This window comes from Vibrio penaeicida (assembly GCF_030689305.1).
Taxonomy (GTDB): Bacteria; Pseudomonadota; Gammaproteobacteria; order Enterobacterales; family Vibrionaceae; genus Vibrio; species Vibrio penaeicida_B.
The window spans coordinates 429,708-443,099 of record NZ_JAUYVM010000003.1 but is presented as its reverse complement, the minus strand read 5'-3'; the positions used below and the strand labels follow the sequence as shown (position 1 = coordinate 443,099).

Below are 13,392 nucleotides of genomic sequence, written 5' to 3'. Positions count from 1 at the left end.
TAACTCACAATTTTGTTACATACGGACCGCCATAGACAGTTCTTTTGCTAAACTCAGTGTCAATTAGTGACTAAGGGCAAAATGCGCCTTAGTGCGATGACTTTTTAGGTAAATAATGTGGCTAACAAGATAAAATGGTTGAGAGCATAAAGTGACCGAGAACAAAAAGTAATGGAGAATAGAAAACCGTCTTATCCGTTTCGAAAACTGCCTGTTATTCTTCTAATCATTCTGGCAATGAGCCTAACTTTACTGTTTATCCGAGACACCACGAAAGGCTGGCTGTTAGACAACACACATCTAAGTGGTCAGGATCGATTACTCATCTATGTTGGCGATATCCGGCGTACCTTAGCTCGGTACGATTTTTTGCCCTATTTAATTGCAGAGCACCAACCCAGCCGATCACTATTGGAAGGCGATGTCTCACAAAGAGAAGCCGTTGAAACCTACCTCGCTCAATTGGATAAAGCGTCTCAAACCCGTGGATGGTACTTGCTCAACTCGAATGGCGATTTCGTTGCCAGTAGCAGCCCAGTTTATAAATGGCGTGACTCCGACGGCGCGGCAATTACGTCTTTAATGCAGCAATTAGGGGGAGAGGTTGTTACTCTGAGCTACCTTTCTCAAGGGCAAGCGCGCTATTACCGCGCCGCTCCGATTTACGGTTCTCAAGGACTGATTGGGATCGCAGTCGCTAGAATAAACCTTCAAACATTGTCTGAATCTTGGTTAGCTAACAATGAGTTTGTGTTGATCAGTGATCGCCAAAAACGATTTTTCCTCACGAGCTCTCAATCTAGTTTAAACCACCAAATAGGCAAGGACACAATGCCGCCGCTCACCCCGTTTTCACTACCCGACGGGACAGAAGTGAGCCTCGTTTCTATTGAAAACCAGCCTTATTTGGTTCAAAGCGTAAGCTTAGATGACCTCAAGTGGAATATTCATTATCTGACCCCAATTAAAGAACTTGATGACACGGTCAACACCGTCATGCTGATAGCGGCGATTTTGATGCTCTTGGTACTGGTCGTGATCTTGTTAACGATTGAAAGACGACAAAAAATCCGCTCTAGAGAAGCGCTGCAACAGGCGATTTCCGATTCCGAAAGGCAGCTGCGCACCATCATCTCAAAGACCGATGTTGGCTTGATGATGCTGACTGAACAAGGTCGCGTTGCCTATATCAACCCCATGGCGCTGCGCTATTTTGGTTTGTCTGAACCGTTGGCTACCAATATGGAAGCGTGGCAGTTATTTGAAACCATGATGGGCAATACCACGGTAATGTCGATGCTTAAGAATTTATCGACTCGCATTGATACTTCAAAGAACGCTAGATCTTCAGAGCACGCTGGTTTTCAGACGCAAAGAAATAAAGACATTACCGAACTCAGCGCGGTTGAAGTGATGGCACAGCGCAGTGATGGCTCTCGCTTCCCCACTCTATTCTCACTGACTTACATGACGTTTGGTGCGCAATCTGGTTACCTCGCCACCCTTATTGATATCAGCAAGCGTAAGAAAGCAGAAAATGCCCTTCAAAAGGCAAATCTAGAATTAGAAGAACGTGTGAAAGCTAGAACCTTAGCGCTCGAAGCGGCGCAAGATGAACTGGTTCAAAACAGCAAAATGGCGGCATTAGGTCGAATGTCGAGTGCCATTACACACGAGCTCAATCAACCTTTAACGGGTATTAGAACCTTGCTTTCGAGCAGCGGTGTGCTGATAGAACGCCAGCAAACCGACTTACTCAAGGCAAACATGAAATTAGTAGACAGCTTAATTGACCGAATGGCGACGATGACCAGTGAACTTAAAACGTTCTCCTACAGCCGCTCACAAGAGCTTGTTCCGCTTTCCATTTCGGCTATCACAGAAGAAGTTCTTAGATTGCACGCCGACACACTAAAATCGGTTCAAGTCACCGTGAATTGGCCTAGCCCTATGCCAGATGCATTAGGGGAGCCGCACCGTCTTGCTCTGGTTATTGGGAATCTTATTTCAAATGCGGTTGATGCAATGAACCAATCGACATCGCCAATGCTGAAGATAGAGAGTACGGTTTTACAGGACACCATAGAGCTACATATTCGAGATAACGGTACGGGCTCTACAGACGAAGCATTGCAGCACCTATTCGAACCTTTTTATACCAGTAAAAAGGTAGGACAAGGGCTTGGATTGGGCTTGGCAATATCCGCAAATAGCATGAAGGAAATGCAAGGAAAGGTATGGGCAAAAAACAACAGCAGTAGCCCAATAAAAAACGCCACCCCCGTATTCGAATCAGGGATGACGTTTACATTAAGCTTGAAGAAAGCCAGTTAGGTTCATCTCAAAAGGTCAACCGCCCCTGCCTGCCAAATAAAATAGGAAACCCATTTAGCTAGCCCTAATTTCTCCTGCCACTTTGTCATTTTGGTAACTGTAATAAAACAAGCCGATAAATACAGCGACAGCGGCAACACGTATTACTAATGGAACATCTGGCCACATCATCACAACACCAAGAACTGCCACAACAACTCTTAACCACCAGCTCAAAGGAGATTCTAAATACCCCTCTAGAGCCGCGATAAGTGCATAAACTCCGAATACAGAAAACACACCAATCGATATCACCGAAATAAGATCCCAGCTCACCAACGCGGTATAGGCCATCAGAACAGGCACGATATACAGCCCTTTTGCAATTTTCCATGCAGTGAGGCCTGTTCGCATCGGAGGCGTTCGTGCAATGGTTGCTGCTGCAAACGCGGTTAAGCAGACTGGCGGCGTGACATTACTGTCTTGCGATAACCAAAAGATTATTAAGTGCGCCGCAAGCAAGGCTAGGCCAACTTTCTCTATCCCTATCGCTTGCTCAAGTAAGGTGGGTAAAAACTCCGCTGGAACCAATGCAATCAAGCTTTGCGCTTTTTCTACAGCCATCGGTGCATTCAACAATGCAAGTTGATCAGGCGCTGCCAGCATAAATATGGCTTTTGCTTGCTCTGGTAGTTGCCCTAACGTCAGCATTTCTAGCAGTTGGTCTTGAGCGATCAAGTTATAAAGAGCAGGAGCCGACAAAGTACCGAGTACAATATACGCTGCGGTAACAGGTAAACCCATTCCCAGAATCAATGATGCTAAGGCAATGAGTACTAACATGATCATGAGGGAACCGCTCGCCCATTCATTGATCATTAGCGAGAACGTATTACCCACACCCGTTGTGCTGATCACGTTGATCACAAGCCCGATACCCGTTAAAAGCACAGCAGTGGTTGCCATGTTTCTCGACCCTTGAGCCAGTGCTTCAAAAATAGCCTTAACGCCCATTTTATTCGGCGACAGCCAAGAGGAAACAACGACCGATATGATAGAGATACCCGCAGCATACGTTGGTGTAAAGCCAGAAACGAGTAGGTAAACCAGCACCACTAGAGGGATCAGGTAATGCCACCCCGAAGCCAACACTTTAAGCACTGGTACACTGTTCGCTTCTACTTGGTGCACACCACTTCTTTTTGCCTCGATCCGAACAAAGAACGCGACAGAGAGAAAGTAGATCATGGCTGGAACAATGGACACTGCCACGATATCGACATAAGGAATCTGCGTGTAAGATGCCATGATAAAAGCGCCGGCTCCCATCACTGGTGGCATCAACTGCCCACCCGTTGAAGCGGCAGCTTCGACACCTGCTGCAAACCTTGAAGGAAAACCAGCTCGCTGCATAAGCGGGATGGTAATAACACCCGTTGAAACCGTATTGGCCACACTGGAACCCGAAACAGATCCCATTAAGCCAGAACCCATAACCGCCACAAACCCAGGACCGCCGATCACTTTGTTTGCGACCGCACGGGAAACATCAATAATGAAATCACCCGCGCCAGATCGGACTAGAAATGCGCCAAAGAGAATGAACATGAATACATAGCTCCAGCTGATTCTGGAAATCGTCCCGAACATGCCCTCTGAACTGTAAAAACTGCGATAAAGTAAGGTTTCTGCACTTAACCCTGGGAAGTGAAATACACCGGGAACCCATTGCCCCCACCAAACCACGTAAGTCAGTGAGATGATAATAAGCACTGGAATGAACCAGCCGATCGTGCGTCGAATCACCTCTAGCACAATGACAATGCTCATCAGCGAAAACACCCAATCCAACGTAACGAATTTCACGCCACGATCATACAAAGCGTCTTCAGCGAGAGGGATGTAAATCAAACAGGACACCGCAGCAGCGGCAATAATCATATCAATGGCGAGAGCAAATCGACTCTTCTTCCAACTTTTTCTTGCAGGGTAAAGCAGAGCGCACACTAAGGAAAACCCTGCAAAGTGTGTAGCTGAAACCCACAGTTCCGGCAGTGTCGCTAACGTATTAAACCAAATATGTAACCCAGCCAGAACAATGCCTACAGCCGTGATAAACGTCGTTAGCCACGGAAAATCCGTTCTTATAGGCAGCTCAAATTGCGCCAAATCGACGTCTTGTTTTTCTTCCATGATATTTTCCTCAGGTACGGCAGAAAAACTGTACCCGAGCCAAGCCGGGGGGAATTCGGCTCGGGTGCAGTGAGGGTTATTGGGCTATCGGTTACTGAACAACTAGGTGTGATGGAATAGTGATGCCTTGCTCTTTGTAGTAACGAGCCGCACCTGGGTGTAATGGTACAGGTAAACCAGAAATCGCTTTTTCAATCGCCATTGCTTTGGTTGCTTTGTGAATACCATTTAGGAAAGTTAGGTTCTCGTAAATGGTTTTAGTCAGCATGTAAACATCATCGTCGCTAATGTCGTCGCGAACGGCTAAGAAGTTAGGTTGCGCAATCGTGTTGATGTCTTTGTCTTGACCCGGGTAAGTGTTTGCAGGGATGACGAAGCGCGTCCACAATTCGTATCCATTGTTGGCTTCTTTGATTTGAGCGTCAGTAAAGTTCAATACTTGAATCTGGTTACCAAGCGCGGCATAAGCACGAGTAACTGCACTAACCGGTACACCAGCTGGGGTATTCATACCATCAATAGCGCCATTTTGTAGTGCATCGGCACTGGCACCATAGCCCAGATAGGCGAGGTTAAATTTATCTGGGTCAACGTTTAAGCCAGACATAATCTGACGACCGGATCCTTCCGTACCCGAATTCTTTTTACCAATAGAGAATTTCTTGTCATTCATCTGCGCCAAATCGCTCACTGTTCCTGTTTTTGCAAACTTAGAACGAACAACAAAATGCTCAACGTTTTGCCAAAGCATGGTAACAGAGCGTAAATTCTTTTGAGGACCAGATTGTTTCACTTTGCCTTCGCCATTCCATGCCCAAGCACCGTATAAACCCTGAAGAATAGCAAACTGCGCCTCGTTTTCTCTAAGCAGTTTTACGTTTTCACCCGACCCTGCTGAGCTGATGGCAGATAGGGCGAATTTATGCTTAGGCTCCAACTTAATTTTACTTAGTGTTGCCAATGCAACCCCAACTGGGTAGTAAGTACCGCCAGTCGATGCTGTTGCTAAAATGTAACTGCGATTTTCTGCTGCTGATGCGACACCAGAAACCGAAGCCGCAAGTGTGGTGGCGAGAAGAAGAGATTTTACGAGTTTGTTTTTTAACATGTTACGCTCCATGTAGGGTTATTGGCTCACCTTTTCTTTCAAGCGCGATCGCTTAATTGAATCCTGTGAGCGTTTGTTGTTTCCATTCCCTATAGCAACATACGCGCCAAAAAATAACCTATTGTTTTATATAGAATTTAAAACAACACCCTATCTAAATGAGCAAAATTCTGCTTATACGAGTTAAATTCGATGAGCAAAATCTTGCTCATCGCGTTTTATGTAAATTCTTTGTTAAATATGGCTTGAGATGAATTATCTGACCTTTGAACACAATTCCACCAAGCTATCGGCAAAATTTCGCTCATTACAGATTGACTAAGTAACCTCAGTTGGCACGTTCATACCCTCATATTCTGTTTCAGTTCAAGAAGAAACGCAGAGAAATGACGACTCCTTTCCATGTTATTTGACGAAGAAAATGGGACAGAATATGTGCTCTCGAGGGGGAGCCTCACTGGTTTTCATACTGTGTTGCCGATTATTGATTTAGAGCCACTCGCTCTTCAAATCGGTGCCTTACCTGAGAGCCAGTTAATTCTCGCTGAATCGAGCATCTTGAGATTACTTGGGTATAGCTAATCCATTTATACAAATCTACCTACCCGATCACCGGATAATTTCATATATAAAACAATCTATTTTATTTGCAATGAATACAACTATAAGATAGCCTAAAAAACGAACACAACATGCCAAACAGCCGCATGAAGCTCAAACAAAACACACAAAACTACAACATGCTACATTAAGTTTGGTTTGTACTAGTTGTGTCTTATGGGCTTAAAGGTTATAGAACTAACGGACAACATCGTTGATCAATGAAAAAGCTTACTCAAAGGAGTACCCAAATGGATTTGGCATTCTTAAAACCAATCTTGCTATCCGGCGCGATGCTATTGTTTGCTGGAGGTGCAATTGCATCACCAGCAAATACAGGAGATAAACGAAATTACGCACTCGCGGGTATAGCAACGCAAAGCTCAGATTATGCTAGTCGAACTGCTGAAAGGGCTATAGACGGGCGCACTGACCAAAACTACAATTTTGATTCAGTTACACATACCAATAATGAGATCGAACCCTGGTGGCAAGTTGACCTCAGAACCAGCAAGAACCTTAAAGAGATAAAGATCTATTTTCGCAATGATTGCTGCGAAGAGCGGAATAGCAATTTTAATGTTTATCTCTCCAACTTTGATATGTCAGAGATGACTGTTACTGAGTTGAACAATCACAATGGTGTACGGTCAATTTCTTATTCTGACAACACAAACGATATCGTTTCACAAGCAGTGTCTGAAAATTATCAGTACGTGATGGTTAAAAAGCCGGATAACGGCTATCTATCACTTGCTGAAGTAGAAATATTCGGTGACGAGACCCTTCCGCCCCTCCCTGTAAAAGAGTTCCTTGATGAACACCGATATGGTGCATTCCTGCACTACAATATGTCCACCTATGATTACAGGCAGTGGGCAGATCCTTTCGTTCCAGTATCAAACTTTTCCCCGACAAATCTAGACACTCGCCAGTGGGCGAATATCGTAAAAGAAGCTGGCATGACCTATGCCGTGCTTACTGCAAAGCACCATGATGGCTTTTCTCTTTGGGATACGAAATACACCGATCATAATTCTCTAAACTCACCTTGTGATTGTGATGTTGTTGCCGAGTACATGGAGTCTTTTAGGGAAGTGGGCGTAACACCCGCGATATATTTTTCTATATGGGACAGACGCGATCCAAAGATAAACACGACATCGACAGCTCCAAGACCGGAAGGTGTTGATACCAGCAATGGGCTGACAGTAATTAACTGGACGAAGCGGACGCAAGATCCACTATTTATTAAAAATCAGTTGCGCGAGCTGTTGACGGAATATGGCGAGGTACCTTTACTGTGGTTTGACGCATGGGGACAGATTGCATCTTATGACTATGTCCCTTATCAAGATCTGCGTGACTTTATCCGTCACATATCACCATCAACAATAATAGTGAATAATGATAAGGAATACTCGAACGACACTGCAGACTTAACGTCACTAGAAACATTAGCTGATGGACTGGATCCCGAATTTATTCATGTCAAAGGGTTCAACACCATGTACTCTGGCATTTCTGCGGGTAACTGGTTCTCGTTTAATGCTTCAGGGGGTCCAAAAGATCCTTATTTTCTTGCAAAAATTCTCTACGAAACAACGCTTACACCCAATGGCACATTCCTGCTGAACCTTCCTATTGTACAAGCTGGAACCATGCCAGAATTTATCAGAGAACACATGAAAGATATCAATGAAATCAAAGATGAATTGGTATTTATAAATCAGAAAATTCCCGGTAACAATGTCGCGTTTGGGAAAACCACTTCTCAAAGCTCAACCTTTGGCGGTCTTGTCAGTAATAAAGCCGTCGATGGCGACTATTCAGGTGAAAACCAGTACTTGGTTAACCAAGAATACGTTTCAAGGGGTTCGCTCCAACACACGCAGACAGAGGATCAACCTTGGTGGTCTGTTGATTTGGAAAGCACTCATCATGTCGATGAAGTTCGCGTGTGGAACCGCACAGATTGTTGCACTGATCGACTGAATAAAATTGCGGTTCACTGGAGTGATTCCCCGATTGATTATTCTCTCTGGGATTCAACAGGTAATCTACAGGCACTTGAAAACATTGCGTTGCTGGATAAAAGTGAATCTGGACGTGTGCTCTCTTCGAGAGTCAATGGCAATGCACGCTACGTAAAAGTTCAAAGTGCAGATTATGGGGTACTGAATACTGCAGAAATAGAGGTACTCCAATACTCACGAAACCTTACCGTAAATGGCACAGCGACCCAGAGCTCTACCCAATATGGCGGCAGCGCCCAGCGCGCCATTGACCAAAACGTTGATGGTAACTACCACAATGGATCCGTGACACACACAGCGAACGAGCTCAACCCTTGGTGGGAAATTGACCTTGGTGCGCAGGAAGCGTTTACCAATATTACGTTGCTTAACCGCACTGACTGCTGTTTCCGCAGGCTTCAAGATGTCTATGTGTTTGTATCCGATACCTCAATGCAGGGGAAAACACTTGAACAACTTAAAAATGATACAAATATTACTCAATACAGTCGTGATGCTGTAGGGAAGTCTTGGAACATTTCCTCAATTCTGAATGGTCGTTATATCCGCGTGCAGATTGAGGGTCAAGGTATTCTCTCTCTCGCAGAAGTTATCGTATTGAAAGCCCCTGATGTCTCAAATAACTTGGCGCTCAACCAAAATGCTTCACAAAGCTCAACACTCGTAGGTGGATATGCTGAAAAAGCAGTTGATGGCGTTGTTGGTAAATACTTCGGCACAGGGACAATTACACATACTCAAAGTGAGGCTGAACCATGGTGGAGCGTGGATCTAGGCAATACTCAGGCTATCAACAAAATCACAATTCATTCGCGAACTGATTGCTGTTTAACAAGAACCAATGATGTATACATCATGTTGTATGATGACCTTCCTGATACAACGGCTTCATTAAGCCAAAACATTAATGCATCAAAGCATGTTATTAAGGTCAATGTAATCAGCGATGTAGCCGAAGTACTTATTCCAACCGTTTCAGCAAGGCACGTCTTAATTCGAAAAGAAAATACTGGCGTACTAAGCTTCGCGGAAGTTGAGATTGAGTAATAACTTTCAGATATAAAAGTAAAAATACCTAACCAAATCAAAGCCAGTGATTTTACATCACTGGCTTTTCTCCCGATATATCCCACAAACCCAAAAAACCAGCGCTTTCACCTCCCACTAGAGTAATAATAATTAAGATCTATAGCCGTTCTAAGTTTGCGCAGGCAAAGTATGCCTTGCTATGAACTCGCTTGAAGACTTTCTCGTCTCTGTTTTTACAACTAGTTGTGGGTTATTTGAACAAGGCAGAGGCTGGGTGTGCAGTTGTTCTACTCAATAAACAACTAACATCGTAGATGTGACAAGGAAATCAGCGATACTGATCAAATACTCATTCATATTTGTATATGCCTAGGTGACGTCAAGATGCAGGATTCAGAGGCTCATTTCTGTTTCAGTACCCGAGAAAGAACGCAGTTTAATACCAAGCCCTTTCCAATATGTAATGATGACGACTTTGGATACCTGCATCCGAGCTGAAGAATGCACGAGATCTAACCACCAATTAGATGGCAGGAAACATGAGCAAAAGTCGTAGAAGCCCTTGTTCAGGTTGCTTGGTTAGTTTTTAGTCGATATTGACTATCGCAGTCTGTCTATTTATCTGAACATGATTTCCAGTGCGCTAGTACGCATTTTGGTCGGGACAACCAACTCAACGAGCCTTGCGGTATAAATACTTCACTATATTGCACACCAACATGCTGAAAGTGAGTAGAACTTCACAACGCACGACCAGATATCACTTTTTGCCCAATACCTAAGTCAGGCTTTTTTATTTTCAGATAAAAAAAGGAGGCTTAGTTAGCCTCCTCCTCCTTACCTTCAAGTGTTGGTTCAATCTCCGACGATGGGTTCAATAACCACTACCTCAGCTATGTGCAAAGGTTCAGTCACACCATCTCGACTGATACGCAGATAACGACCTGAGTAACCCGCTACAATATCCATTTCCGCTTTAGTTGGACCACTGTAGTTAACCGTCACCACATCATCACGTGCCATAATATCCTCATTCGTCGCATTACCAAACGAGCTATCACTTATATGAACACGAAGGTTTTCCAGCCTATCTCCACAACAATCGGTACGGTTTAAGAGTTTTACCAATCCTATAGTACGCTTGTCACCTAAATCGACCTGCCACCATGCATTTGTGTCATTATCTCCTGTGTGTGAAACGCTACCATGCCCCCAAATACCACTATCGATACCATCCACTGCCCGTGAAGCAGCCGCTCCAGAACTATGTTCCGAGCTTTGTGAAGCCTGCTTAAAGGTTGATACGTTCAAACCAAGACTCCGTTCAGTTGACATGACTTCGACTTCAGCAAGCGAAAGAATAGTGTTGTCGCGTTTTTTCAACGTTACATAACGACCTTGTACGTTGTTGAGATTTAAGTTCAATGAGTCACCAACAGGTTGCCCTTGGTAATGACTCCAAGCCACATTGCTTCCAATATTCGGGTTGTTTGATACCAACACATCGAAATTCGCTAGACGATCTGAACAGCAATCCGTCCTGTTAAAGATCCGGATTTGGGAAATGGGTTTAGATTCACCTAGATCCACACGCCACCATGTATCACCTACACTTCCATTCTCACTGGTATGACTCACTGATCCATTTCTAAAATTGCCATTTGTATTACCATCAACAGCTTTATTCGATGTATCTTCGCCGCCAAGATTTGAGCTTTGTACCGTATACATATTCTTGGCGACGTTATGAACAATATCGCTGCTCTCTATTCCCATTATTTGTACTTCTGCAAGTGATAAGTAGCGGTCACTGCCTTCCGCCTGAACTCGTATAAAACGAGACTGCCTATTTACCGGAATCGATACACTGCTACCGACATTTTCGCCCGTGTTACCTACAAACACGCCTTGATGATTTTTGACTTGAAGTGGCACCTTGCTATTTAACGGCTCAAAATGAGCAAGAACCGTCACGTTGTCCAATCGTTCAGAGCAACAATCGGTTCGGTTATGCAAAACAATGTTACTAACAAAGACTTCTCGCCCTAAATCTATTTCCCACCACGGGTCTTGAGCATCTCCTGCGGCTTCTCCTGTATGGGTAACAGAACGATGCCCCCAATGACCACTGACATTACCATCAACAGCCCGCTCTGGACCTGCACCAGAAGCATGAACGCTAGATTGGTACACCACTGCACGAGAGTCTATCGCCAGGTTTTTAGCTGTACCCAAGAAATATTGCTTGCTGCTTTTAATTCCGGCTGAACGGCTGAGTATTTTGATAGTCGTTGGCTGAGAAATGGAAATTGGGGTTGTATAAACCGGTGAGTTGTACGTAGGCTCTGAACCATCCGTTGTATAGTAGATTGTATCATTATCTATTGGGGAGGTAAGCGTCACTTCAAATGGTTGCGGCTGAAGTGTCTCAGATGGGCTAAATGTAACGTCCACTTTACTTTGCTCGTGTTTATAAACACCCACTTCTGATATGAGCGGCACATCTCGCGATCCATCAATTACCACCTTGAGCTCGTCTGCAATCACTTGGCTAGGGAGTTTGACTAAGCGCTTGGTTCCAATAAGCCCTTTATCAACGATGGTTTTCCATTCTCCTTCATTTAAACGGGACTGCACTGAAAAGTGAGTAATACGTTGCCCCTTAAAAATGGGTTCAGAAATTGAAAACACATCAAAGCTGATCGGAGTGTCCATTGTAAATGTTAACGACTCTTCCTGAATAGAGACGCTAGGTGTATGGTGCCATCCACTTTTATCTTGCGCCGCCCAGTAGGTATTCTTATTACCGTCAAGGACCTTACTCGGATTGTACGTCGATTCATGGATACTGCTCGCACTAACTGACGCACCGGAAAGAAGGTTGTTAGAAAATGTCATGCGAATGGAATCACCCAGGGCTTTTGCAGCAACCGACTGATTTTGAGGAATTTTACCTTCGGTATCTGGAGACAAATTGAGCAGCAAGCTACTGTTATGACCAACGCAGTCAAAATAAACAGTATTAAACAGTGTATCCTGACTCCTTACCCGATGAGAATCCCACCAGAACCACTTAATATGCCCGTGATCGTCTTCTAGGATAGGCGTGTCACACTCATTAGGATAAAAGTTCAAACGCTCCGAAGAGGACATTCCTCTGAAGCGACCATCTAATACCACACCAGTTTCGTTGTATCTGTCGTCACGGTCAGAAAGCGGGTGGATGCTCCAAGCATTTTCCGGTGCTGTTCCGTGTTCATTGCCAACCCATCTAATGTCTGGTCCAACGATTGCTATGTTTGTTTCAGGTGACGTATTCCTGATTGTTTGGATAAAGCGCTCGAAATCCAAGCCGGTCCGACCAAATTGAGGCCCCGTGCCGGCACCATCAAACCACATTTCATGGATCGGACCATAATTATCAAGGACATACTGCAAACTATTGGAGAAAAAATCGTCATAAATCTTCATCGCTTGATCGTAGTCATCTTCACTAGAGTAGTCGTCTCTATAAACAACGTAGTTCGGATGGTGACGATCCCACGGGGACAAGTAGACAGAAAATTTAATGCCGTTATCAATCGCAGCGTCTCTGACCTCTTTCATCATATCTCGCGGTGGCGCCTGAGTTCTTCCCCAAGGTGTATTTGCCACGTCATAGTCAGAATAAGGGCTATCGAATAGATGGAAACCACTGTGGTGCTTGGCAACCAAAATGATATTTTTCGCACCCATATCTTTTGCAGCTTGTACCCACTCGTCTGCATTGAACTGGTGAGGGTTGAATATTTCAGGATCTTCTGTTCCATTTCCCCATTCGCGGTTGTAGTACCCATTAAGGCTGAAATGGAAAAATGCATTCATCTCATTATCAAGATACGATAGTTGTCTCTCTGATGGCACCGGAAGAACATCTTCCGGCTCGGCGGCCAGAATGTTCTGCGAGACCAAAGCAGACAAAAGTAACGGTAAATAATTCAGCTTCACGAAAATACCTCTTCCTTGAGTTTGTTGTGACTAAACCTTATTCAATTTTTCGCGCAAAATATGCGCCTTTTTCTGTCCATTTTGACGCAAAAGAAAGGAAATTCACGGAAGCCCTTTCAATCCCGC

The 13,392-nt window shown here is 44.4% G+C and carries 5 protein-coding genes; 2 read left to right on the top strand and 3 right to left on the bottom strand.

Annotated features, from left to right (window positions below):
- Positions 1-171 precede the first annotated feature (171 nt).
- Positions 172-2,334 (top strand): ATP-binding protein, encoded by a 2,163-nt coding sequence (locus tag Q8W40_RS07900; protein WP_305396643.1) that lies wholly within the window; start codon positions 172-174, stop codon positions 2,332-2,334.
- A 54-nt stretch (positions 2,335-2,388) separates the two neighbouring features.
- Here Q8W40_RS07900 and Q8W40_RS07895 read toward each other — a convergent pair whose 3' ends face one another.
- Together Q8W40_RS07895 and Q8W40_RS07890 are read right to left on the bottom strand one after the other, a co-directional pair.
- Positions 2,389-4,506 (bottom strand): TRAP transporter permease, encoded by a 2,118-nt coding sequence (locus tag Q8W40_RS07895; RefSeq protein WP_305396642.1) that lies wholly within the window; start codon positions 4,504-4,506, stop codon positions 2,389-2,391.
- Positions 4,507-4,597: 91 nt separating this feature from the next.
- A complete protein-coding gene (locus Q8W40_RS07890) occupies positions 4,598-5,614 on the bottom strand; it encodes a TAXI family TRAP transporter solute-binding subunit (protein WP_224055865.1) in 1,017 nt (338 codons plus the stop codon).
- An 851-nt stretch (positions 5,615-6,465) separates the two neighbouring features.
- Between Q8W40_RS07890 and Q8W40_RS07885 the strand changes: the two genes are divergently transcribed.
- Positions 6,466-9,297 (top strand): galactose-binding domain-containing protein, encoded by a 2,832-nt coding sequence (locus Q8W40_RS07885; protein ID WP_305396641.1) that lies wholly within the window; start codon positions 6,466-6,468, stop codon positions 9,295-9,297.
- An 837-nt stretch (positions 9,298-10,134) separates the two neighbouring features.
- On the opposite strand, the gene Q8W40_RS07880 is transcribed toward Q8W40_RS07885, so the two are convergent.
- Entirely contained in the window at positions 10,135-13,266 is a 3,132-nt protein-coding gene (locus tag Q8W40_RS07880) for a galactose-binding domain-containing protein (RefSeq protein WP_305396640.1), read from the bottom strand.
- Positions 13,267-13,392: the final 126 nt, after the last annotated feature.

Coding starts and splice junctions, on each gene's coding strand:
- Q8W40_RS07900 (WP_305396643.1), top strand. CDS start 172: ATGGAGAATAGAAAACCGTCTTATCCGTTTCGAAAACTGCCTGTTATT.
- Q8W40_RS07890 (WP_224055865.1), bottom strand. CDS start 5,614: ATGTTAAAAAACAAACTCGTAAAATCTCTTCTTCTCGCCACCACACTT.
- Q8W40_RS07895 (WP_305396642.1), bottom strand. CDS start 4,506: ATGGAAGAAAAACAAGACGTCGATTTGGCGCAATTTGAGCTGCCTATA.
- Q8W40_RS07885 (WP_305396641.1), top strand. CDS start 6,466: ATGGATTTGGCATTCTTAAAACCAATCTTGCTATCCGGCGCGATGCTA.